The organism is Rhodococcus sp. G6(2025), assembly GCF_058628105.1.
The window spans coordinates 6581484-6603621 of sequence record NZ_CP179750.1; the positions used below are offsets into that span (position 1 = coordinate 6581484).

The window sequence follows — 22138 nt, forward strand, 5'->3', positions numbered from 1 at the left end:
ATCAGTCCTTCGGTCCACCGGCGACGTAGACGACCTGACCCGACACGAATCCGGCGCCCTCGCTCACGAAGAACGATGCGGTGTGCGCGATGTCCTCGGGCTGCCCGACGCGGTTCACCGGGATCTGCGACGCCGCCGCCTTCTTGAAGTCCTCGAAGCCGACACCCACCCGCTCGGCGGTGGCGGCGGTCATCTCGGTCTCGATGAAGCCGGGCGCGATCGCGTTGGCGGTGACCCCGAACTTGCCCAGCTCGAACGCCAGTGTCTTGGTGAAGCCCTGCATACCGGCCTTGGCGGCGGAGTAGTTGACCTGCCCGCGGTTACCGAGCGCCGAGGTGCTCGAGAGGTTCACGATGCGCCCGAACTTGGCGTCCACCATGTACTTCTGCACGGCCCGCGACATCAGGAACGCACCGCGCAGGTGCACGTTCATCACCGCGTCCCAGTCGTCGACGGTCATCTTGAACAGCAGGTTGTCGCGGGTGATTCCGGCGTTGTTGATCAGGATCGTCGGGGCGCCCAGTTCGGTCGCCACCCGCTCGACCGCCGCGGCGACCGACGCCTCGTCGGCGACGTTCGCGCCCACGGCCAGCGCTTCGCCGCCGGCGGACGTGATCGCGTCGACGGTTGCCGCGCAGGCGGACTCGTCGAGGTCGAGCACGGCGACCGCGTAGCCGTCGTCTGCCAGCCGCTTCGCGACGGCGGCGCCGATTCCACGGGCCGATCCGGTGACGATGGCGGTTCTACGTTCCTGGCTCACTTGTTTCCTCCATGCTGGTTGTTCTCGGTATTCGTACGGTATTTGCGCAGTTCTCTTCTCGCGATGGACATCTTGTGGACCTCGTCTGGTCCGTCCGCGAGACGCAATGCCCTCAGATGGGCGTACATCATGGCGAGGGGGAAGTCGTCGGTCACACCGGCCCCACCGTGCACCTGAATCGCCCGATCCACAATCTTCAACGCAATATTCGGAGCCGCCACCTTGATCGCCGCGATCTCCGTCCGCGCCTCCTTGTTCCCCACCGTATCCATCAGATACGCCGCCTTCAGCGTCAACAACCGAATCATCTCGATCTCGATCCGCGCCTCCGCAATCCAATCCTGAACATTCGCATTCTCACTGACCGGCTTACCGAACGTCACCCGCGACGACGCCCGACGACACATCAACTCCAACGCCCGCTCCGCCATCCCGATCGCCCGCATGCAATGGTGAATCCGACCCGGACCCAACCGCGCCTGCGAAATCGCGAAACCCTCCCCCTCGCCCTTCAGCACATCCTTGGCCGGCACCCGAACATCGGCGAAATCGATCTCCGCATGCCCCTCCCGATCCTGATACCCGAACACCGGCAACCCCCGCATCACCGTCACCCCCGGCGCATCGATCGGCACCACCATCATCGACTGCTGCCGATGCGGCGCCGCCGACGGATCCGTCTTCCCCATCACGATCAACACCCGGCAATTCCGGTGCAACGCATTCGACGCGAACCACTTCCGCCCGTTCAGCACATACTCGTCACCGTCCCGGACCATCGACAACTGCACATTCGTCGCATCCGAACTCGCCACCGCCGGCTCCGTCATCGCGAACGCCGACGCCATCGTCCCCTCCAGCAACGGCGTCAGATACTTCTCCTTGTGCTCCGCCGTACCGAACAACTCGAGCACCTCCATGTTGCCCGTATCCGGCGCATTGCAATTGCACGCCTCCGACGCAATATGACTGCGCCCCATGATCTCCGCCAACGGCGCATACTCGAGATTCGTCAACCCCGCACCCGTCCCCGGATGCGGATGCGGATGAAACAGATTCCACAACCCCCGACGCCGCGCCTCCGCCTTCAACTCCTCCAACACCGGCGGCTGGAAATGCGGATCCCCCGACTCCCGCATCTGCTCCTCGTACACCGCCTCCGCCGGATACACATGCGAATCCATGAACTCCAGCAGATCGGTCTGGTATTGCCGGGCGCGATCGGATAAGTCGAACAGCGACATGCGGACTCCTCGTGCGGTCGGGTCAGGACGGCTGGGCGAGGAGCGAGGCCTGGTAGCGGCGCATTCCCCGGATCCATCGGTCGTAGTCGGTGCCCTTGTGCCGATACATCTCCAGCACTTCGGGGTGCGGAAGGATCAGGAACTGTTCGGCTTCCATTGCGGCGAGCACGCATTCGGCCACCTCGGACGGTTCGAGCACCGAACCCGCGGTGATGACGGCGCGTGCGGCGGTGGCCGACAGGGCGGCGTCGTCGGTGAGCAGCTTGGTGTTGACGCCCATCGGGCACAGGCAACTGACGCGGACGCCCTTGTCGCCGTACGTGACGGACAGCCATTCAGCGAATCCGACGGCGGCATGTTTGGTCACCGAGTAGGGGGCGGAACCGATCTGGGTAAGCAGCCCGGCGGCCGAGGCCGTGCTGACGAAGTACCCCTCACCGCGCTCGATCCAGCCGGGGACCAGGCGGCGTGCGGCCCGGATGTGCGCTCGGACGTTCACGTCGAGGGCAAGGTCCCACACCGCATCGTCGGGTTCGAGGCCCTCCCCGGCCGCGACACCCGCGTTGGCGAAGTAGAGGTCGACGGGGCCGAACGCCTCCTCCGCGGCGTCGATGACCGAGCCGATCTGCGCGTCCTCGGACGCATCGGCACCGCGGGCGATCGAGGCCCCCGGACGCGTCGCGTTGATCCGGTCCGACACCGCCTGGGCCGATGCGGCATCGAGATCGGTGACGACTACCCGGGCCCGCTCGGCGGCAAGCCGCTCCGCGAGCGCACCGCCGATTCCACCTCCGCCACCGGTGACGATGGCGACCTTCTGCGCAACCTGCACGAGATTCCTCCCTCGAGGGGACACGGACGTGGCCCCAGTCTTCCACAGAAAACACCTGAACCCGGTGTCGGATTCAGTTTCGTCGACCTGGGTACCCCACGCGCGCACGCCGTCGGAGAGAGCTCAGCTCCGCTCGGGGAACCTCAGCCCGTTTGCCCAGATGCGCGTCGTGGTGAACACGACGTCGTCGAAGTCGACGGGAGTGCCGTCGGTCCCGTTCACGCTGGCCACGAACACGTTGTACGCCAGCCGGCTGACCATCCCCGACAACGCCCGTGAGGCAAGCATCGGGTCGAGTTCCTTATCTGCGATGCCCCGCGCCTGCAGTTCCGCGATGCCCCGCGCGTTGCGCGCGATGAACGCGTCGGCCCGCTGGCGCCGCAGGTCCGCGAACGCTGGGTCGATGTGCGCGACCTGCTCCAGCAGCCCCATCAACTTGGCGTTACGCCGGTAGGCCTCCAGGTAGGCGCGGTTACTCGCCTCCAGGACGGCGTACGGGTCGTCGGTGTCCTGCACCCGTTTCATGCCCGGGTGCATCATGTCTTCCTGCGCCACCTCCAGTACGGCGGCGAACACCTGTTCCTTGTTGTCGAAGTATGTGTAGAACGACCCCGTCGAGCAGTTGGCTTCCTTCGTGATGTCGGTGAGCCTGGCATCGAGGTACCCGGACCGCTCGAACACCGTCCGCGCGGCCGCCACCAACGCCGCGCGCGTGCGTGCACCGCGCGGGGTCGCCGGAGGCTCCCGCAACAGATCGGTGGCCGCCATCGACGGGGCGGGCTGGTCGTCCCACTCTTCATGGACGGTGCGCGTGGTCATTTCCTACTTATACGCCAGCACGGCAGCCCCGCCCAACCCGACGCTCAGGTGATGGTGATGCCGCCGTCCACCGCGATCGTCTGACCGGTGACGTACGCGGCAGCGTCCGAAGCGAGCCAGACGACGGTCGCGGCCAGCTCCTCCGGGTTACCGAGGCGACCGAGAACGAGCCGCGATTTCATCGATTCGAGGTACCCGTCCTGGTACTGGTCCGTCATCTCCGTCTCGAAGAATCCGGGAGCGATCGCATTCACCCGGATGCCCTTGCGGGCACCCCACTGCTGCGCCAGGTCGCGGGTTAGACCGATGACCCCGGCCTTGCTCGCGGCGTACGCGGCCTGCGGAAGTCCCGCGGTGGTGAGACCGAGCACGCTCGCGATGTTCACGATCGCACTGCCCGGCTTCATGACCTTGCCCGCCGCCTGCGCCGCCCAGTAGGAACCGTTCAGGTTGATGTCGACGACCTGCCGGAACTGCTCCGGCGTCTCCCGCGTCGCGGGGACTGCCGTACCGACGCCGGCGTTGTTGACGAGCACGTCCACGCGGCCGAACTTCTCCATGGCCGCGTCGATCATGTTCTGCGCCTGAGCCGGGTCGGCGATATCCGTCGCAACGCACAGCGCCTGACGTCCGGCGGCCCGCACCAGTTCGGCGGTCTTCTCGAGACGGTCGGTGCGGCGCGCTGCCAGCACCACGTCGGCGCCGGCCTCCGCCGCGGCCTGCGCGAACGCCACCCCGAGGCCCGACGACGCACCGGTCACGACGACCACCCGATCGGTCAAGCTGAACTTGTCGAGAACGGACATACGAAGCGACTCCTTTGTCGTCGGGCTACGGGGTACGGGTTCAGAGGCCGAGGTCGCGTCCGATCAGTTCCTTCATGATCTCGTTGGAACCGGCCCAGATCTTGGTGACACGGGCATCCATCCATGCACGGGCGGCACGGTACTCGGTCATGAATCCGTAGCCACCGTGCAGCTGCACGCAGTGGTCGAGGACCTCGTTCTGCACCTGAGCAGTCCACCACTTGGCCTTCGCTGCGTCCACTGCGGTGAGCTCACCGTCGGCGTGTGCGGCGACGCAGTTGTCGACGTAGGCCTGGGTGACCTCGACACGGGTGACGAGGTCCGCGAGGAGGAACTTGTTCCACTGCAGCGAGCCGATGGACTGGCCGAATGCCTTGCGGTCCTTGGCGTACTGGATCGTCTCCTCGAGGATCGGCGCGGCGTGCGCGATGTTCGAGACGGCGGCGCCGACACGCTCCTGCGGCAGCATCTCCATCATGTGGATGAATCCGCGGTCGATCTCACCGATGATGTTCGTCGACGGCACACGCACGTTCTCGAAGAACAGCTCGGCGGTGTCCGACTCGTGCTGGCCGACCTTGTCGAGCTTGCGGCCGCGCTCGAAGCCCTCCATGCCCGTCTCGACGGCGAACAGGGTGATGCCCTTGGACTTCTTCTCGGGACTGGTACGCGCCGCGACGATCACCAGGTCGGCGTTGTAGCCGTTCGTGATGAACGTCTTGGAACCGTTGATGATCCAGTCGTCACCGTCCTTGACCGCGGTGGTCTTGAGCGAGGCGAGGTCGGAACCACCGGAAGGCTCGGTCATGCCGATCGCGGTGAGCAGTTCACCGGTGCAGAACTTGGGCAGCCAGCGCTGCTTCTGCTCCTCGGTCGTGAGCTGCACGAGGTACGGCGCGACGACGTCGGCGTGAATGCCGAAGCTCGACGACACGGCGGCACTCGCCCGCGAAAGCTCCTCGGCGAGAACCGCGTTGAACCGGTAGTCGCCGGCCTCGCTTCCGCCGTATGCCTCGGGGACCTCGAGGCCGAGGAATCCGTTGCGGCCCGCCTCGAGCCAGATCTCGCGGTCGATGAAGCGCTGCTCGATGAGCTTGTCGGCCACCGGCAGGAGGTTGCGGTTCACGAACTCCCGGGCCGATTCGCGGAATGCCTCGTGATCGGGGCCGTACAGGGTGCGTCGCATGACCGCTCCTTTGTCGAAATCCAGCTGACTGTGTCCACGCTTTCCAGCATGTAAGCGTGTGCTTATTTTCTAAGCGCTTGCTTATACTGATGGCGTGGCGCGGTATTGTCAACAGCCGCGCAGCCGAGGATGGAGAAAGACATGAGCGAATCACCGAACCAGGTGATCAGCCCTTCCAAGGCTGCCGCCCGCATCCGAGCCGCAGCCGTCGACGCATTCGCGACCAGCGGTTACGGGGGCACCACTACCCGCGAGATCGCCGCCCGCCTCGACATGAGCCCCGCCGCGATGTACCCGCACTACCGATCCAAGGAAGAGCTGCTCTTCGCGATCAGTTACGAAGGCCACACCGCGGCACTCGACGTTGTCGTGAGCGCAGACCTCCCCGACGAGGCACCCTCGACGAGGCTGCAGGCGCTGATCGGCGCCTTCGCGAGCTGGCAGGCCACGCACCACGCACAGGCTCGTGTCGTGCAGTACGAGCTCAACGCCCTCACGCCCGAGCACTATCGCGACGTGGTCAAACTGCGCCGTGACATCACCCACATCGTCCGCGCCGTCGTCGACGCCGGGGCAGCATCCGGCGAATTCACGGTCCCCGACGGCGAAGGCGTCACCCTCGCCCTCATGTCTCTGTGCGTCGACATCTGCCGCTGGTTCCCGGCCGGCGCCTACACCGAGCCCGAGGCCGTCGCGGACCTCTACGCCGACCTCGCCATGCGCATGGTGGGTGCCGGCTCGGTATTGCCAAGGTCCCGCGGGGTCGGCTAAACTAGAACATACGTTCGATTCGGGGGAATCGACGGCAGCCGGGGGGTCGGGGTGGATGCAGCAGCGGTAACCGCATTTCTGGCCGAGTTACCGAAACTCGACCGGGATATCGACGATGCGACGCGCATCGACGTACTTCGCACACTCGAAGAGGTGAAAGCCGCCTGTGCGGGCGTGCAAGCCCGGGTGACCGCAGACCTCGACGCCTCCATCCGCACCGCACGAGCAGACCGCCAAGTGCCGGTCGCACATCGAGGGCGCGGTATCGCCAACCAGGTGGCGTTGGCACGACGGGACTCACCGTTTCGAGGTGGCCGTCATCTCGGCATGGCCACCGCTCTTGTCCACGAGATGCCCCGCACCTTGGCGCTGCTCGAACGAGGGGTCATCAGCGAGTGGGGGGCAACGATCCTCGTCCGCGAAACCGCGTGCCTCACCCGAGAAGACCGCACCGCACTCGATTACCTGCTGTGCGCCGACCCGGCAACATTGGACGGGCTCGGCGACCAGGCGGTGTGCGCGAAAGTTCGCGCGGCCGCTGCAGAAGTCGACGCCGAGGCCATGGTGCGACGGGCCCGCAAGGCGGTATCGGACAGGCGGGTCACCTCCCGGCCCGCACCGGACACCATGGCGTACGTCAGCGCTCTGCTGCCGGTGGCACAGGGGGTCGCGGTGCACGCGACTCTCGCCCGTGACGCCGATTCCATCCTCGCCGCCGGTGACGAGCGAACGCGGTCGCAGATCATGGCCGACCTCCTCGTCTCCCGAGTGACCGGCACGCCCCACACCGCGACGACACCTCCGATCACCGTCAACCTCGTGATATCCGACCGCGCGCTCCTCGACCGAGGGTCCGAGCCCGCCTACGTGCAGGGGTACGGTCCCGTCCCCGCCGCACTCGCGGGGCACTGGATACATGAGGCGGTCCAGGCCACGATCGATCCGGAAACCGGGGACGAGGCGCGGGTGGCCCTGCGCCGCCTGTACGCGAACCCGCACTCCGGAGCCCTGACAGCAACCGAGTCCCAGGCCCGCTGCTTCCCCGCCGGGTTGGCGAGGATGATCGATCTGCGCGATCGAACGTGCCGGACACCGTGGTGCGATGCGCCGATCCGGCATCACGACCACATCCAACCCCGCGAATACGAGGGCCCCACCACCGCACACAACGGCGCTGGCCTGTGCGCGGCCTGCAACTACGCCAAACAAGGCGCAGGGTGGAACGCCAAGCCCCACCAACTGCCCGGCGGACTGCACAAGATCGAGATCCACACCCCCACCGGACACCGGTACCGATCAACCGCACCACCACTACCGAAACCGTTGCCGTTCCGTGAGGTTCAGATCAGCTCACCAGTGGAACGCATCCTGATCGAATACCTCCACGCGGCCTGAACATCGGGTCGCTGCACACTAGACCGAGTGACACACCCGTGCGGTAGCATCTCCGCACGCGGCCGTGGGGGTCCTGTCGAGTACTGGGGGGATGGGGATGAGCAAAACACTGCGTCTGGAAGATGACGCAATCGAGAAATGCGTCGGCGTGTGCAACACGATGCTGGAGCAGCTAGACGACGCGGTGATGTTGGCCGATCGGCTGCGGTTCGTTAGTGGCTTTGGTGGATTCGACTCTGCGCAGGAACTCCAAGCTGGATACACGCGAAAGTTCACAGGCGATAGCGGTTCAGTTCATGAGCGGTTGAACCAATTTCGCGATGCAATCACTTTGATGCGAGACACCTTCCTGGCTGGAGGGGACGCATTCGCCGACGTTGACAGCGCAATTGGCAATGCCATTGCTGCGATCCGGGAGCAGTTGGACAAATGAATCGAACAAGAGAAGTCATCGGCGTTGCATCGATCATCTTGATCCTTGCTGGCTGCAGCACCCAGGCAACCACGGGGCAAGTCGGTTCGGACAACTCTGCGGTACAACCCACAGCTCGAGCACCTCGCCATGTCGACAAATCTGATCGTGCGCACGTCACCTTTGATCCGTGCTTGGACATCCCCGACTCGGCATTGATAGAGGCTGGCTATAACCCTGCGACTGAGAAGAACGCAGACTTCACTCCAGACGAGTACACCTTCCTCGGATGCAGCTATAAGACGCCTGAGCGGCTTTACGGGATGAACGTGCTCTCCGGAAACATCACGTTCGCCGAGGAAGTAGAGAAGTCGAAAGAACACGCCACCCCGACCGATATCAACGGACGGCGAGGACTCCTGAAGTTCGACACCGGTGTGACAAATTCATGCGACCTAAGCATGGAAACTTCATTTGGAATCTTCGGTCTCACGCGCAGCATCTTTCCCAATTACCCGGGCCCTGCACCGGAAGCCGAATGGTGTGCTGGCTTGGAGGACACGGCTCGCATCTTCGAACGGTACATCCCAAAGGAGGGCTGAGCGATGGCACCGAAGGACCCGCTATCCGTGATCCTTGACTCGCTGAGTCCTCACGGCGCAGACCAACAACGACGCGCAATTTTGCAGGACTCGGCCGGTAAACTCTCGCATGATTCTCTACCCGACGATCCGTACATCAACACAATGGAGAGCTTCCATGGCATGAGCCACGAGGAGATGTACAACAAAACCCAAGCTATGGTCCCCGATGCAATCGGTGATCTTGCCCAGGCCTGCCACAGCATCTCGAACTCGCTCCCACTTGCCTTCGGATTCGCGATCCTCCGCAATACGATTTCTGAGCGTTGGGAGGGTGCCGCGGCGGATGCCGCGGCACAAGCGACCGAGAAACTCGCTGCAACCAGCGGTCAGCTGACATCGAGTATCGCAGCAATCGCCGTGAAGCTCGATATCTTGAGCAGCGCGGCTGCAGACGTGAAAGCGTCTGTGCCTCAGCCGGCTAGTTCCGACGGTGTCCTGTCCCAACTCCCGCTGAGTCCGCTTGCCGCGGAAACGTCCGAGACTTCGAGGGAAGCCGCACGACTCGAGGCGGTTCGGAGGTTGGAAGCGATCTACGTGCCGAACTACCGCGATGTCGGCACGAACGTTCCGCAACTCCCGGAGCCTTACGCCCCTTCTGGAGATGGTGCCAGCTCCGACGGTGTCCTGAATGCTCATGGAACGTCCCCTCAGGGTTCGAACCCCTGGGGCACAGCCGACAGCAATACCTCCTCTTCGTCGGGCGAGGGCGATTCGTCGGCGAACGGGGCGACCCCAGCGGACGGGGATTCCGCAGGGGATGCTGCGGCGACGTCGGCGGCGAATGCCGAAGCCGCTGCGAATCAGGGCGCCGGGGCTGGATCCGGCTCGGCCGCACAGACTGCCGCTGCGAATGCGCAGAATGCGGTCGGCGCGGGTTCGCAGTCCGGCACGGGCGCGGGCGCCGCGGGTTATGGCGGCGGACTCGTCGGAGGTTCGCGGTCCGGTGCCGGCGGCTCGGGCGTGGGGGGTTCGGCGTCGAGCGCGCGCTGGAAGAATGACAAGCGCGAGTCCGAGTCCAACTCGAGCGGTGTGGTTCCGGGTGGTCCGATCCCGTCCGGTGGCGCCGCGGCCGGCGCAGGGGCGGCTGCCGCTGCTGCGGCGGCGACCCCGGTGAAACCGAGCATGAGTCGACCCGGAATGGGTATGGCACCCGGGATGATGGGTGCACCCGGTCGAGCAGGCGGCAACGGCGATGGCGACACGGAGCATCAGACGCCGAGCTACCTCATCACCGTCGACAACGGCAACGAACTGATCGGCACACTCGACCCCGTCGCACCCCCGGTGATCGGCGCATGAACTGGCGGCTGACGTCAGCCCAGTTCATGTGCCTCTGGGAGGCAACCGATCTCGACCGGATGCCGTACCCGCTGCAATACCGGTCCGCGGCCGCGACGGAAGACCAGTACGCCCTCCAGCAACGCGAGTTGGAGCAGTGGCGGACCGCGCTCGACGAACCGAAACTGGTCGCCGCGATCCAGGCGCTCCGGGATCCGCACTTGTCCGTCACGGTGCTCGCCCCCTCCCCCGAACTCGAGTCGGGGCTTCGCCGGAGGGGCAGCATCCGTGACAGGGTCGCTGTCGTCGCCGAACAGTTGCGCGGCGCACCGGGCCGCGGCGACATCCGGATCCACGCCGGCACCGCGGGCGTCGATTGGCTGACCACCCAACTCCTGAAAGACCTGCCCGACTGTGAGCCCGGACGGACCCCGTCCCTGACTGCGCACCCCGACGACCTCGAGAACCGAGGCAGCGGTACTTCCGTCCTGCAGAACGCCCGAGCCTCCGACGGCACTCTCCTGCGAAGGATCGTGGGCCGGCCACGGACCGGAATCGGGTATATCTGCATTCGGGGTGCTCGCAACGGGCTCGACGAGCCCGTTCTGGGTGAACTGACCTGGATCGACGTCGAAGCGGACGGCCGGTACCTCTATCACCAGGACGACCGCGTTCACCTGCGGTCCGCGACAGTCCGGTTGGTTCGCGACGAGCTGTCGAAACGCGTGTCGGAGGCCCTCGCCAACCCTTCGCCGACCCGCGGCTGAGCGTTACCCTTGTCCCATGACCGATCGGGACAGGGACGGGACGGGGAAACCCCTCAACGCGCGCCCCCGCGATGAGCTCGGCCGACCCCTGCCGCACGACGCCGAAGGGGTACCGCGTATCCCCGACGACCTCCGGTTACCACCCGACGAGGCGATCACCGAGGCTCAGCGGCTACTCGACCACGGCATGCCGTTCCATGCCCACGAGATCCTCGAGGGTACGTGGAAGATCGCCCCCGAGGACGAGAGGGAACTGTGGCAGGGGCTCGCCCAGCTCGCGGTGGGTCTCACCCACCTGATGCGGGGCAACAAGACCGGTGCGCGGTCACTGCTGCGCCAAGGCCACGACCGGATCCGGCACTACGAGGTGGAGGCGCCGCACGGCCTCGACATCGCCGGCCTCCTGACGTGGTCGGAACACCTCACGGACGAGATCGATCGCGTCGACCCGCTGCCGGCGACGCCCGTACCCCGATTGAGAATCCCCTGATGACTCTGCTTCCCATGTTCCCGCTGGGCTCGACGATGCTGCCCGGTCAGCAGCTCCCCCTCCACGTGTTCGAACCCCGCTACCAGGAACTGGTTCGCGACTGCCTGGACTCACCGGACGGTCCCCGCTTCGGGGTCGTTCTCATTGCCCGCGGTAACGAGGTGGGCGGCGGCGACATCCGCCACGATGTCGGCACCATCGCGCGGATCGAGTCGCACGCGTCGATCGGCGAGGGGCGGTATGAGCTGTTCTGCCGCACCGAGGAACGGATCAAGGTGTCGAAGTGGTTGCCCGACAACCCGTATCCGATCGCCGAGGTCGATGTGTGGCCGGACGAGAACACCGGCACCCAGACAGCGGACTACGAATTCCCGTCCCTCATCGAGAGACTCGAATTCCTGTACGGCCTCCTCCGCCGTCTCGCGACGGAGACCGGCAACGTCCCGCCCGACGTTCCCGTCATCGGCGGTTTCCGCGGGTCGCTCGGCACGAGGCTCTACGAGATCGCCACCTACATTCCGATGGGGGACGCCGACCGCCTGCAGATCCTCGCTGCGGCCGGCGCGGACGAACGCCTGCGGGAGGTGTCCGAGGCGATCGAGAACGCCATCGAAATGGTCCAGTTCCGGCTGATGTGACCTAGCCCTCCCCGGGGTTGGTCAAGAGCACTCCGGGAAGGGTGTAGTGTTGTCAATGCAACGCGGGGTGGAGCAGCTCGGTAGCTCGCTGGGCTCATAACCCAGAGGTCGCAGGTTCAAATCCTGTCCCCGCTACCACTGGAAACGGCTCCGGAGATTCAATTCTCCGGAGCCGTTTTTCGTTGTTCCACATCCTCCAGGACTAGAACGTATTCTCGTACGTGAGGCCTCAGGAGGGACAGTGCAGCTCGCCGACGTCGATCTCTACAACCCGGACACCTTCGCGAAGGGCGTGCCCCACGAGATGTTCGCCGTATTGCGGCGGGAGGCCCCGGTCTACCGGCACCTCGACGAGCGCGGCGACCCGTTCTGGTGCGTCACCCGGCATGCCGACATCGTGACGGTGAACCGGGACGCCGAGACGTACTCGTCGTGGCGGGGTGCCACCTACATCGACGACCTGAGCCCGGACGACCTGGCGGGTCAGCAGCTGATGATGCTGAACATGGACCCACCGGACCACACGGTGCTGCGGAAGATCGTGAGCAAGGGTTTCACGCCCCGCCGCATCGGCCAGCTGCACGAGATTCTCGCGCGTCGGGCCACGACCATCGTCGACGCGGTGATCGAGCGCGGCGAGTGCGACTTCGTCGTCGATGTCGCGTCCGAACTCCCGCTTCAAGCGATCGCCGATTTCCTGGGCGTGCCCCAGGAGGATCGCAAGCTGATCTTCGATCTGACGAATCAGATGATCGGCTCGTCCGATCCGGAATTCCATCTCGAGGAAGGGCAGGAACGGGCGGCGGCGGCCCAGATGTTCGCGTACAGCCTGGAGATGTTCGAGGACCGCAAGAAGCACCCGCGCGACGACATCGCGACAGCTCTCATCCAGGCCGATGTACACGGCGAGAAGCTGGGCGAACTGGATTTCAACATGTTCTTCATGCTCCTCGCGGTCGCGGGTAACGAGACCACCCGCAACGCCATCTCACACACCCAGCTGGCGCTGATGGAGAATCCCGAGGAGCGCAGGAAGGTTCTCGAGGATCCGTCCAAGCTCGACGCTCTGATCGAGGAGGGGTTGCGCTGGGCCACACCCGTCATGCAGTTCCGCCGGACCGCGACCACGGACACCGTGCTGCACGACGTCGAGATCTCCGAGGGCGACCGCGTGGTCATCTGGCACATGTCGGGAAACCGCGATGAGGCCGTGTTCGACGACCCCTACGCGTTCGACATCGACCGGCCCACCGGCCACTATTCCCAGCACATTGCGTTCGGCGGCGGTGGTCACCATTTCTGCCTCGGCGCCAACCTTGCTCGCGCGGAGATGAAGGTGATGCTGAGCGAGATTCTGCGTCGTATGCCCGATATGGAACAGACTGCACCGGCGCAGCGCCTGCGCTCCAACTTCATCAACGGGCTCAAGCACCTGCCGGTGTCGTTCACGCCCTCGTCCCTCTGAGCGGAGCGCCGCCTTTTCTGACAGCCTGGTCGGGTGAACAACGTCGACGCAGTGGTCATCGGATCCGGTCCCAACGGACTCGTCGCCGCCGCGACCCTGGCGGATGCGGGCTGGGACGTCGCGGTCGTGGAGGCGCAGCCGACGCCCGGCGGTGCGGTGAGGTCGGCGGAACTCGTCCCGGGCTTCACGTCGGACCTGTTCAGCGCGTTCTATCCCCTGTCCACCGTGTCGCCGGCGCTCCGCGGTCTCGATCTCGAGTCGCACGGTCTTCGGTGGAGTCACGCGCCCAGCGCGCTCGGGCACGCCCGCTCGGCCGCCGACGAGGACGCGCCGGTGATCCATCCCGACCCCGCGGATACGGCCGCCGACCTCGAACGCCGTCAACCTGGTGACGGCGCCGCGTGGACGGCGCTCGTCGAGCAGTGGCACGACATCAAGGAACCGCTGCTGAGCACCCTGTTCAGCCCGTTCCCGCCCGTGCGTGGTCCGAGCCGACTGCTGCGACAGCTGGGGACCGCCGAGTCGTTGCGGCTGGCCCGATTCCTCCTCCTGCCCGCACGGCGGATGGCCCATGAACTGTTCCGCAGTGAGGCGGCACGACTTCTGTTGCTGGGTAACGCGATGCACGCCGATACCCCTCCGGACGCACCGGGCAGCGGCGTCATGGGTTACATCCTGACGATGCTCGCCCAGGACGGCGGTTACCCCGTTCCGGTGGGCGGCGCGGGCGAGTTGTCGGCCGCGATGGTGCGCCGAGCCGAGCACGCGGGTGTGCGCTTCTATTACGGCGACGCCGTGACCGGGATCGACGTCCGGTTGGGTCGCGCCGTGGGGGTGCGGACGGCGTCGGGTGGCCGCTACACGGCACGTCGGGCGGTGATCGCCGACGTCTCTGCGCCCGCGCTGTACGGGTCGCTGCTTCCGGACCACGCCGTCCCCGCCCGCGTGCGGGCCGACCTCGCACACTTCGAGTGGGACACGCCGGTCCTGAAGGTCAATTACGCCTTGTCGCAGAAGATTCCGTGGCGTTCCCCCAGCCTGAACGGTGCGGGCACCGTCCACCTGGGGGCCGACGACAACGGACTCGTCCACTGGATGGCCGACCTGACCACCGGCACCGTCCCGTCCAGCCCGTTCCTGCTGTTCGGGCAGATGACGACCGCGGATCCCACCAGGTCGGCGGAGGGCACCGAAAGCGCCTGGGCGTACACGCATCTACCGCGCGACATCACCGACGACGCGTCCGCCGATCTGCTGGCCGCGCGAGTCGACGATGTACTCGAGGCGCACGCACCGGGTTTCTCGGAGCGGGTCGTCGGACGGGTCGTCCAGCGCCCGTCGGATCTCGAGGCGGCCGACGCGAATCTCGTGGGCGGTGCCGTCAACGGCGGGACGGCGCAACTCCATCAGCAGCTGATCTTCCGGCCGGGGCCGGGCACGTCCCGTTCGGAGACGCCGGTTCAGGGCCTGTACCTGGGAAGCGCCTCCGCGCACCCGGGTGGGGGCGTACACGGGGTGTCGGGCCTGAACGCCGCCCGCGCCGCGCTGGGCGAGGACGGACCGCGCGGGTGGCTGCGGCGGCGCACGTCGCGCGCCGTGATCGACCTGTTGTCGAAGGGACCGATACCCTAATTTGTCCCGTGCCGGGGTACCACACCGTGCAATGATCTGAGTCGTCGAATTCGGACCACGAAGGGGCATCATGCAGCATCGAGAATCATCCTTCGCCGGCGTCGGCGGAATTCCCATCGTCTACGACGTGTGGCTCCCCGAGCGGCGCCCGCGCGGCGTGCTGGTTCTGTGCCACGGCTTCGGGGAGCATGCCCGGCGCTACGACCATGTGATCGAACGGCTCGGGGAACTCGACCTCGCGATCTACGCGCCCGACCACCGTGGGCACGGGCGGTCGGGCGGCAAACGGGTCCACCTCAAGGACTGGACCGAGTTCACCGACGACCTGCACCAGTTGTTCGGCATCGCGTCGACGGACTGGCCCGGCACCGACCGGTTCCTCATCGGGCACAGCATGGGCGGTTCCATCGCGCTGACCTACGCACTCGACCACCAGCAGGACCTGAAGGCACTCATGCTGTCCGGGCCTGCGGTCGACGTGACGAGCGGCACGCCGCGCATCGTGGTCGAGATCGGCAAGCTGGTGGGTCGCTTCCTGCCCGGAGTGCCCGTCGAGTCGCTCGACGCGAAGCTGGTCTCCCGCGATCCTGCGGTCGTGTCGGCGTACGAGGAGGATCCCCTCGTCCACCACGGGAAGGTGCCTGCCGGGATTGCGCGCGGGATGATCCTCGCCGCCGAACGGTTGCCGGAACGTCTGCCGTCGCTGACGATTCCCCTGCTTCTCCAGCACGGCCAGGACGACGGACTCGCGAGTGTGCACGGCACGGAACTGATCGCGGAGTACGTCGGTTCGGAGGATCTCACGGTGGAAATCTACGAAAACCTGTTCCACGAGGTGTTCAACGAACCGGAGAACGAGGAGGTACTCGACGACCTCGTCGAGTGGTTGCGGCCGCGCGTACGGGCCTGACTTCGTCGGGGGTGTTCTGCACCCCCGGACGATGGATGCCAGGATGGGCTGATGAAACGTCACGTCAGCGCCACTCTCGACATCGAGGTCACCGACGCCACCAGTCTCGAATTCAAGATCGCGGTGGCCCGGACGCCCGGTTCGGAGTTGTCGGAATCGTTGACGTTCACCCTCGACGGTAACCGTGTCGAGGCACGAGAGATGGTGGCGGAGCACGGTACTCGCGTCCACCTCCTGGACAGCGCACCCGGCTCGCTGCACGTCGAGTACTCGGCTTCCGTTCTGGGTAAGGCCGATTCGCCTCCGGTCACCGACTACGACCTGTCGAAGTATCTGCGCCCGAGCCGATATGCGGAGGCGGACAAGTTCTTCGGCTTCACCGGCGGCGAATTCAATCTGTCCAAGCCGCACTCGGAACTGCTGCAGGACATCACCACCTGGGTGGGATCGCGACTGCTGTACCAGGCGGGTTCGAGCAGATCCACCGACAGCGCCGTCGACACGATGCTGTCCGGGGCGGGCGTGTGCCGTGACTTCGCCCACCTCACGGTGGCGCTTCTGCGGGCCGTCACCATTCCGGCGCGGCTGGTGGCCGTGTACGCGCCGGGGTGCGATCCGATGGACTTCCATGCTGTCGTCGAGGCGTTCGTCGATGACGAATGGCGTGTGGTCGACGCGACCCGACTGGCGCCGCGTTCGGCACTCCTGCGGATCGCGACGGGTCGCGACGCCGCGGACACGGCATTCCTGGACAATCACGGCGGGGCGATCACGCTCGAAAACACCGTGGTGACTGCCGTCGTCGACGGCGAGTTCCCGTATGACGACTATGCGACACCCACCTCACTGACCTGACGGGTCAGGTTGCGTCCGAGAGCCTTTCGGTGAGCACGCCCACCTGAATCTTCTTGGCGTCGGCGTGCACCTCACGGCCGGCGTCGGTGACGTCGACGAACACCCCCCGCCGGTCCGCCTCGCACAGCGCCCTCGCGACCAGGCCCGCCCTTTCCAGCCGGGCCACGCTCCGGGACAGGGCGCTGGGGCTGAGGTACATCTCGGCCGCGAGGTCCTGCATCCGGGGTCGCTCGCAGGTGGCGTCCATGAGTCGGTCGAGCGTCTCGAAATCGCTCATGCTCAGGCCGTGGGCGTGTTGCATCTCACGATCCAACTCGCAGGCGATGGAGTTGTATCTGCTCGCAAGCAGCCGCCACGTGCCGCGCAGGTCTGCTTCAGAGCTCATGCCCCGCACCCTAGCGCGCGTACGCAAAAGGTGCAAGCGAATTAAATGCAAACGAAATTAGTGCTTGCGCATTGATTGCACATGCATCTACATTCTCCCTGTGACTATCAGCGACGCCACCCCGGACCTCGCCATCTCGTCGGGCGCTACCGCCACCCCGTCGACCGACCAGGCCTGGACACCCCGCCTCTGGGGCGTCCTGGCCGTGCTGTGCCTCGTCATGTTCCTCGACGGTCTCGACGTCTCGATGGTGGGTGTTGCGTTGCCCTCCATCGGAACCGAGTTGGGGCTGTCCACCACCTCACTCCAATGGATCATCAACGGATACGTACTCGGATTCGGTGGTCTGCTGCTGCTGGGCGGGCGCACTGCCGACCTCCTCGGCCGCCGCCGCGTCTTCCTGATCGCACTCACCGTGTTCGCGATCGCGTCCCTGGTCGGCGGACTCGTCGACAACGGCACGCTGCTCATCGCGAGCCGCTTCGTGAAGGGTCTCGCCGCGGCGTTCACCGCACCGACCGCGATGTCCATCCTCACCACCACGTTCAAGGAGGGGCCCGCCCGCAACCGGGCGCTGTCGATCTTCTCCGTCTTCGGAGCCAGCGGCTACTCGTCCGGCCTGATCCTGGGCGGACTGCTGACCAGCGCCGGGTGGCGCTGGACCTTCCTGATGCCGGTGCCGTTCGCGGTCCTCGCCCTGGTCGCGGGCGCCGTCCTGATCCCCCGCGACCGCGCCGCCGACAACGGCGGACACGACATCGTGGGCGCCGCCACGCTGGTGTCGGGAATGCTGCTCGCCGTCTACACCGTCGTGTCGGCACCGGCCCGCGGCTGGGCCGATCCGCTCACGCTGGGCTCGTTCGCTCTGGCCGCAGCCCTGCTGGCGTCGTTCTTCGTCGTGGAGAACCGGGTGGCGCACCCGTTGGTGCGTCTGAGCATCCTCCGGGTCGGCTCGATCGTGCGGGCGAACCTCAGCATCGTCGCGCTGTTCGGCTCCTACCTGAGCTTCCAGTTCATGATGACCATCTTCCTGCAGTCGGTGCTCGGATGGTCGCCGCTGGAGATGGCGCTGGGTCTCCTGCCCGCCGGCATCATCGTGGCCTTCGGGTCGCCGTTCGTCGGACGCCTGATCGACGCGTTCGGCACGGCACGCATGATCATCGCGGCACTGACCTCGTTGAGCCTCGGCTACCTGTGGTTCCTCTTCGCAGGGAGCGACCAGCCCCACTACGCGGTCGCGATCCTGCCGAGCGTGCTGCTGCTGGGCGTCGGTTTCGCACTGGGCTTCACGTCGATCATGGCCCAGGCCACGTCGGGCGTCGACGACTCCGAGCAGGGGTTGGCGTCGGGCCTCGTGCAGACGTCCGCGCAGGTCGGTGCCGCGCTCGTGCTGGCACTCACCACCGCACTCGTCACCGCCGGCTCGCACACGGCCGCCGGGATCAGTGGCGCCGGGTTCCACCAGTTCCACTCCGGCCTCGTGCTCGTCACGGGAGTCGCACTGCTGGGACTGCTGATCACGGTGTCACCGCTGCTGCGCAGGGTGCTCAACCCCGCGTGAGACCCGAACGGCAGAACGGGTGGGCACAGGCTCACCCGTTCTGCCGTTCACATCGTTCAGGCCGAGTGCCGCTTCGACTCCGTGAGCGCGCGGGACGCGAAGTCGACGGTGAGTCCGATGATCGTGCGACTCTCCCGCAGCACCTTGCCGATCACAGGGAACGCGTGGATCTGCCCACTCCAGATGTGGGTCTCGATCTGCCGCCCCTCCCGATCGAACCGGTCCGTGATGATCTCCACGTCGGGCCGCATGATCTCGTATTCGGCGGCGGTGAGGAAAACGGGCGGGAACAGTGCCGGGTCCGCATTCACCGGGGACTGGGCGCCCGGAATCTGATCGGGCCCGGCCAGCCAGCGATCCTTCAGCTTGGCCACCTGCGACATCGGCAGGTAGGCGTCACGTTTCATGAAATCGGGGTCGTGATCCTCGAGGTCGAGGTTGAGCAGCGGGGAGTACCCGATGACGGCCGCCGGGCGGGTGAGGCCCCGCAACGCGGCAACTTCCGCGACCTTCATCGCGAGATATCCACCCGCCGAGTCCCCCGCGACGATCACCCTGCTGGGGTCGTCGCAGACCTTCAGCACCTCGGTGTACGCGGTCATGGCGTCCACCAGCGACGCCCCGATCGCACCCTTGGGAAGCTGCCGGTATTCGACCGAGACGACGGGCGCACCCGAACGTGCGGCGAGCAGTCCGCACAGTGCCCGGTGGGTGGCGAGCCCGCAGAACACGAATCCGCCGCCGTGGAAGTAGAGGATGGTGGCGCCGTCCATCGACGTGATCGTGGGTCGCGGATGGGTGATCTTCTCGCACGGCACCCCGCCGAGCGAGATCGCCTCGATGTCGAGGCCCTTCGGCTTGGGAAGCCGGTCGATCAGCTCGTCGAGGGTCGCCAGCAATTCGATGCCGCGGTCCGTCGTCGGCCATATCGTGAACAGCGGTTTGACGAAAGCCCTGGCAAACCAGAACGTCATGCGCGCCCGGCGACTGACATCCCAGTGCCACACGATCGATTCACGCGTTCGCATACTGCCCTCCGTTGTATCGGACGCTTGTCCAGCCAAGTGGACACCCTAGGGCGATCCGGAGAGAAACGCACCCGAAACTTCTCACGTCCGCTCTCCGAGACCTCCCGCCACGGTAAGTCGAAGCCGCCCGTTGCCGAGCGACTTCGACCGATTTCCGTCCGATTGCCGGAGGTTCACCGAGCCAGTCGCTCCTCCAGCCGAGCGATGATCTCGGTCGCAACCTGGGTGGGCGATCCGCCCACGTCCACCACGATCGCGTCCTCGTCCGGCTCGATCGGTTCGAGCGTCGAGATCTGTGTGTCCAGCAACGACGGGGGCATGAAGTGGTCGAGCCGGGCGGTCAGCCGTTCCCCGATCTGCGCCCGCGACCCGGCGAGATGCACGAAGACGACGTTGTCGCCCCGCAACACGTCGCGGTAGCTGCGCTTCAGCGCCGAGCAGGTGATGACCCCGGGAAGACCGTTCTCGGTGTGTTCTCGAATCCACCCCGCGACGACATCGAGCCACGGCCAGCGGTCCTCGTCGGTCAACGGCTGCCCCGACGCCATCTTCGCGACATTCGCGGGTGGGTGCAGGGCGTCTCCCTCCTGGAGGTCCCAGCCCATGGCGCCGGCGATGATTCCCGCGACCGTCGACTTCCCGGACCCGGACACCCCCATCAGCACCAGGACCGGATCTACCGTCTGCGGCGTGCGTCCTGCAGGTTCGCGCGTACTCACGTGCATCTCACCAACCTCACTCGACATTTCTCAGCCCCCTTTAGATGAATACGCTCAGTGCGAGGACCCCGGCGAGACCGGTGACCGAGATGATGCATTCCATCACCGTCCACGTCTTCAGGTTCTGCACCACCGTGATGCCGAGGTATTCCTTCACCAGCCAGAATCCCGCGTCGTTGACGTGCGACAGGAACAGCGAGCCGGAGCCGATCGCCAGCACCATCAGCGAGACGTGCGTGGAGGTCAGTTCGGCGGCGACGGGTGCGAGGATGCCAGACGCGGTGACCGTCGCGACGGTGGCCGATCCGGTGGCGACGCGGATGAGCACGGCCACGAGCCAGGCGAGGAACAGCACGGGAAGGGCGCTGTCCTTGATCGCGTCGGCGATCACGTCGGCGATGCCGGTGTCGATCAGGACCTGCTTGAATCCGCCGCCGGCGCCGACGATGAGGAGGATTCCGGCGATCGGGGGCAGTGAACTCTCCAGCGAGACGGCGATGGCCTTGCGGTCCATGCCGCCACCCCGGCCGAGGAGCGCCATCCCGGCGAGCACCGCGAGTCCGAGGGCCACGACCGGCGTTCCGAGGAAGTCGAGCAGCGCCTTCGCGGGCGACTCCGAGTCGGCGGCGATGACGTCGGCGACCGCCTTGCCCAGCATCAGGACGACAGGCAGCAGGATGGCGGACAGTGTTGCGGCGAAGCTGGGCCGGCGACGCTCGGCGGCGGCTTCGGCGCCTTCCCGGTCCTCGACGGTCACGTAGAGCTCGGGGACGGGGACGTCCACCCAGCGTGCCGCCAGCTTGCTGAACAGCGGCCCGGCGATGACGACGGTGGGAATCGCGACGAGGACGCCGAGGGCGAGGGTGAGTCCGAGGTTGGCGTTCAGGGCCGCCACCGCGACCAGGGGCCCGGGGTGCGGCGGAACGAGACCGTGCATGGCCGACAGACCTGCCAGCGTGGGAATCGCGATCCGCATCAACGACAACCCCGAACGCCGCGCGACCAGGATGATGACAGGCATCAGCAGCACGAGGCCGATCTCGAAGAACATCGGCAGGCCGATCACGGCGCCGACCAGCGCCATCATCCACGGCAGCGTCCGCGGGCCCGCCCGTCCGACGAGGGTGTCGACCACGCGGTCGGCACCACCGGAATCGGCGAGCAACTTGCCGAACATGGCACCGAATCCGATCAGGATTCCGACGCTGCCCATCGTGGCCCCGAAGCCCTCGACGAACGCCTTCACCGAGTCTTGCCCGCCCAGACCTGCGGCGATACCGACGCCGACGGCGCCGATCGACAGCGCGAGGAACGGGTGGAGTTTGAGCCAGGTGATCAGCGCGATGATGACGGCGACGCCGACGACGGCAGCCGTGATCAGCCGCGCGTCGTGACCGGCACTGTCGGCCGCTGCGAGTAGTGACGCGGTACTCATTCTGTTGCTCCAGGGAGATCGGTGATGGAATTACCCTTACTCGTGACTCACGTCACTGTGCCCCATAAACCATATGATTTCAAGCCCCGGACTTATTAAGTACTAC

The 22138-nt window shown here is 66.1% G+C and carries 23 protein-coding genes and 1 tRNA gene; 14 read left to right on the forward strand and 10 right to left on the reverse strand.

The genetic code is table 11. The annotated features are described in order from the left end of the window. Window position 1: 1 nt before the first annotated feature. The 6 genes from fabG to ACLIVD_RS30550 all read right to left on the reverse strand — a co-directional run bounded on the left by fabG (window position 2) and on the right by ACLIVD_RS30550 (window position 5647). Entirely contained in the window at window positions 2–760 is a 759-nt protein-coding gene (fabG, locus tag ACLIVD_RS30525; RefSeq protein WP_283353237.1) for a 3-oxoacyl-ACP reductase FabG, read from the reverse strand. Then, entirely contained in the window at window positions 757–2004 is a 1248-nt protein-coding gene (locus tag ACLIVD_RS30530; protein WP_491931129.1) for an acyl-CoA dehydrogenase family protein, read from the reverse strand. Before ACLIVD_RS30530 ends, fabG begins: the two co-directional genes overlap by 4 nt. Window positions 2005–2026: 22 nt before the next feature. Then, entirely contained in the window at window positions 2027–2836 is an 810-nt protein-coding gene (locus tag ACLIVD_RS30535; RefSeq protein WP_283353748.1) for an SDR family oxidoreductase, read from the reverse strand. Between the two features lie 123 nt (window positions 2837–2959). Further along, window positions 2960–3655, reverse strand: coding sequence for a TetR/AcrR family transcriptional regulator (locus ACLIVD_RS30540; protein WP_005569496.1), 696 nt, complete (start codon window positions 3653–3655; stop codon window positions 2960–2962). A gap of 44 nt (window positions 3656–3699) precedes the next feature. Continuing rightward, window positions 3700–4461 (reverse strand): SDR family NAD(P)-dependent oxidoreductase, encoded by a 762-nt coding sequence (locus ACLIVD_RS30545; RefSeq protein WP_477953808.1) that lies wholly within the window; start codon window positions 4459–4461, stop codon window positions 3700–3702. Window positions 4462–4501: 40 nt separating this feature from the next. Then, window positions 4502–5647 (reverse strand): acyl-CoA dehydrogenase family protein, encoded by a 1146-nt coding sequence (locus tag ACLIVD_RS30550; RefSeq protein WP_283333885.1) that lies wholly within the window; start codon window positions 5645–5647, stop codon window positions 4502–4504. A 141-nt stretch (window positions 5648–5788) separates the two neighbouring features. Here ACLIVD_RS30550 and ACLIVD_RS30555 point away from each other — a divergent pair, with 141 nt between their 5' ends. The 13 genes from ACLIVD_RS30555 to ACLIVD_RS30615 all read left to right on the forward strand — a co-directional run bounded on the left by ACLIVD_RS30555 (window position 5789) and on the right by ACLIVD_RS30615 (window position 16904). Continuing rightward, window positions 5789–6418 carry a TetR/AcrR family transcriptional regulator gene (locus ACLIVD_RS30555; RefSeq protein ID WP_477953807.1) on the forward strand — a complete coding sequence of 210 codons (630 nt, stop codon included), beginning with the start codon at window positions 5789–5791 and terminating at the stop codon, window positions 6416–6418. Window positions 6419–6469: 51 nt separating this feature from the next. After that, on the forward strand, window positions 6470–7813 hold the full coding sequence (locus tag ACLIVD_RS30560) for an HNH endonuclease signature motif containing protein (protein WP_491931131.1): 1344 nt from the start codon (window positions 6470–6472) through the stop codon (window positions 7811–7813). Between the two features lie 97 nt (window positions 7814–7910). Beyond that, window positions 7911–8246 (forward strand): hypothetical protein, encoded by a 336-nt coding sequence (locus ACLIVD_RS30565; RefSeq protein ID WP_327205294.1) that lies wholly within the window; start codon window positions 7911–7913, stop codon window positions 8244–8246. After that, window positions 8243–8827: a DUF3558 domain-containing protein gene (locus tag ACLIVD_RS30570; protein ID WP_491931132.1), complete on the forward strand. Its 585-nt coding sequence runs from the start codon at window positions 8243–8245 to the stop codon at window positions 8825–8827. Before ACLIVD_RS30565 ends, ACLIVD_RS30570 begins: the two co-directional genes overlap by 4 nt. A 3-nt stretch (window positions 8828–8830) precedes the next feature. Continuing rightward, window positions 8831–10168 carry a hypothetical protein gene (locus ACLIVD_RS30575; protein ID WP_491931133.1) on the forward strand — a complete coding sequence of 446 codons (1338 nt, stop codon included), beginning with the start codon at window positions 8831–8833 and terminating at the stop codon, window positions 10166–10168. After that, the gene (locus ACLIVD_RS30580; RefSeq protein ID WP_491931134.1) at window positions 10165–10914 is read left to right on the forward strand and encodes an ESX secretion-associated protein EspG; all 750 of its coding nucleotides are present in this window, start codon (window positions 10165–10167) and stop codon (window positions 10912–10914) included. The genes ACLIVD_RS30575 and ACLIVD_RS30580 overlap by 4 nt, the downstream gene beginning before the upstream one ends. A 16-nt stretch (window positions 10915–10930) precedes the next feature. Beyond that, complete coding sequence (locus tag ACLIVD_RS30585) at window positions 10931–11404, forward strand: DUF309 domain-containing protein (RefSeq protein WP_007297214.1); 474 nt, start codon at window positions 10931–10933, stop codon at window positions 11402–11404. Continuing rightward, window positions 11404–12042 carry an LON peptidase substrate-binding domain-containing protein gene (locus tag ACLIVD_RS30590; protein WP_491931135.1) on the forward strand — a complete coding sequence of 213 codons (639 nt, stop codon included), beginning with the start codon at window positions 11404–11406 and terminating at the stop codon, window positions 12040–12042. Before ACLIVD_RS30585 ends, ACLIVD_RS30590 begins: the two co-directional genes overlap by 1 nt. A 61-nt stretch (window positions 12043–12103) precedes the next feature. Next, a tRNA-Met gene (locus ACLIVD_RS30595) sits at window positions 12104–12180 on the forward strand. A gap of 103 nt (window positions 12181–12283) precedes the next feature. Next, window positions 12284–13507, forward strand: coding sequence for a cytochrome P450 (locus tag ACLIVD_RS30600; protein ID WP_491931136.1), 1224 nt, complete (start codon window positions 12284–12286; stop codon window positions 13505–13507). Window positions 13508–13540: 33 nt separating this feature from the next. Continuing rightward, window positions 13541–15139 (forward strand): phytoene desaturase family protein, encoded by a 1599-nt coding sequence (locus tag ACLIVD_RS30605; RefSeq protein WP_491931137.1) that lies wholly within the window; start codon window positions 13541–13543, stop codon window positions 15137–15139. A 70-nt stretch (window positions 15140–15209) separates the two neighbouring features. Then, a complete protein-coding gene (locus ACLIVD_RS30610) occupies window positions 15210–16049 on the forward strand; it encodes an alpha/beta hydrolase (protein ID WP_418339666.1) in 840 nt (279 codons plus the stop codon). A gap of 51 nt (window positions 16050–16100) precedes the next feature. Continuing rightward, window positions 16101–16904 (forward strand): transglutaminase-like domain-containing protein, encoded by an 804-nt coding sequence (locus ACLIVD_RS30615; RefSeq protein ID WP_164059878.1) that lies wholly within the window; start codon window positions 16101–16103, stop codon window positions 16902–16904. A gap of 4 nt (window positions 16905–16908) precedes the next feature. Here the strand turns inward: ACLIVD_RS30615 and ACLIVD_RS30620 are convergent, their stop codons facing one another. Continuing rightward, window positions 16909–17289, reverse strand: a complete 381-nt coding sequence (locus ACLIVD_RS30620) for a MarR family winged helix-turn-helix transcriptional regulator (RefSeq protein WP_283333868.1) — start codon at window positions 17287–17289, stop codon at window positions 16909–16911. A 64-nt stretch (window positions 17290–17353) separates the two neighbouring features. Between ACLIVD_RS30620 and ACLIVD_RS30625 the strand changes: the two genes are divergently transcribed. Next, window positions 17354–18850, forward strand: coding sequence for an MFS transporter (locus ACLIVD_RS30625; RefSeq protein ID WP_317568248.1), 1497 nt, complete (start codon window positions 17354–17356; stop codon window positions 18848–18850). A gap of 56 nt (window positions 18851–18906) precedes the next feature. Here ACLIVD_RS30625 and ACLIVD_RS30630 read toward each other — a convergent pair whose 3' ends face one another. From ACLIVD_RS30630 to ACLIVD_RS30640, 3 genes are all read right to left on the reverse strand, one after another. Further along, on the reverse strand, window positions 18907–19878 hold the full coding sequence (locus tag ACLIVD_RS30630; protein ID WP_317568247.1) for an alpha/beta hydrolase: 972 nt from the start codon (window positions 19876–19878) through the stop codon (window positions 18907–18909). A 173-nt stretch (window positions 19879–20051) separates the two neighbouring features. Further along, window positions 20052–20603, reverse strand: coding sequence for a gluconokinase (locus ACLIVD_RS30635; protein ID WP_105415478.1), 552 nt, complete (start codon window positions 20601–20603; stop codon window positions 20052–20054). Window positions 20604–20637: 34 nt separating this feature from the next. Then, the gene (locus ACLIVD_RS30640; RefSeq protein ID WP_491931138.1) at window positions 20638–22032 is read right to left on the reverse strand and encodes a GntP family permease; all 1395 of its coding nucleotides are present in this window, start codon (window positions 22030–22032) and stop codon (window positions 20638–20640) included. Window positions 22033–22138: the final 106 nt, after the last annotated feature.

Coding starts and splice junctions, on each gene's coding strand:
- ACLIVD_RS30530 (WP_491931129.1), bottom strand. CDS start 2,004: ATGTCGCTGTTCGACTTATCCGATCGCGCCCGGCAATACCAGACCGAT.
- ACLIVD_RS30540 (WP_005569496.1), bottom strand. CDS start 3,655: ATGACCACGCGCACCGTCCATGAAGAGTGGGACGACCAGCCCGCCCCG.
- ACLIVD_RS30545 (WP_477953808.1), bottom strand. CDS start 4,461: ATGTCCGTTCTCGACAAGTTCAGCTTGACCGATCGGGTGGTCGTCGTG.
- ACLIVD_RS30550 (WP_283333885.1), bottom strand. CDS start 5,647: ATGCGACGCACCCTGTACGGCCCCGATCACGAGGCATTCCGCGAATCG.
- ACLIVD_RS30555 (WP_477953807.1), top strand. CDS start 5,789: ATGAGCGAATCACCGAACCAGGTGATCAGCCCTTCCAAGGCTGCCGCC.
- ACLIVD_RS30565 (WP_327205294.1), top strand. CDS start 7,911: ATGAGCAAAACACTGCGTCTGGAAGATGACGCAATCGAGAAATGCGTC.
- ACLIVD_RS30570 (WP_491931132.1), top strand. CDS start 8,243: ATGAATCGAACAAGAGAAGTCATCGGCGTTGCATCGATCATCTTGATC.
- ACLIVD_RS30575 (WP_491931133.1), top strand. CDS start 8,831: ATGGCACCGAAGGACCCGCTATCCGTGATCCTTGACTCGCTGAGTCCT.
- ACLIVD_RS30580 (WP_491931134.1), top strand. CDS start 10,165: ATGAACTGGCGGCTGACGTCAGCCCAGTTCATGTGCCTCTGGGAGGCA.
- ACLIVD_RS30585 (WP_007297214.1), top strand. CDS start 10,931: ATGACCGATCGGGACAGGGACGGGACGGGGAAACCCCTCAACGCGCGC.
- ACLIVD_RS30590 (WP_491931135.1), top strand. CDS start 11,404: ATGACTCTGCTTCCCATGTTCCCGCTGGGCTCGACGATGCTGCCCGGT.
- ACLIVD_RS30610 (WP_418339666.1), top strand. CDS start 15,210: ATGCAGCATCGAGAATCATCCTTCGCCGGCGTCGGCGGAATTCCCATC.
- ACLIVD_RS30615 (WP_164059878.1), top strand. CDS start 16,101: ATGAAACGTCACGTCAGCGCCACTCTCGACATCGAGGTCACCGACGCC.
- ACLIVD_RS30620 (WP_283333868.1), bottom strand. CDS start 17,289: ATGAGCTCTGAAGCAGACCTGCGCGGCACGTGGCGGCTGCTTGCGAGC.
- ACLIVD_RS30630 (WP_317568247.1), bottom strand. CDS start 19,878: ATGCGAACGCGTGAATCGATCGTGTGGCACTGGGATGTCAGTCGCCGG.
- ACLIVD_RS30635 (WP_105415478.1), bottom strand. CDS start 20,603: ATGCACGTGAGTACGCGCGAACCTGCAGGACGCACGCCGCAGACGGTA.
- ACLIVD_RS30640 (WP_491931138.1), bottom strand. CDS start 22,032: ATGAGTACCGCGTCACTACTCGCAGCGGCCGACAGTGCCGGTCACGAC.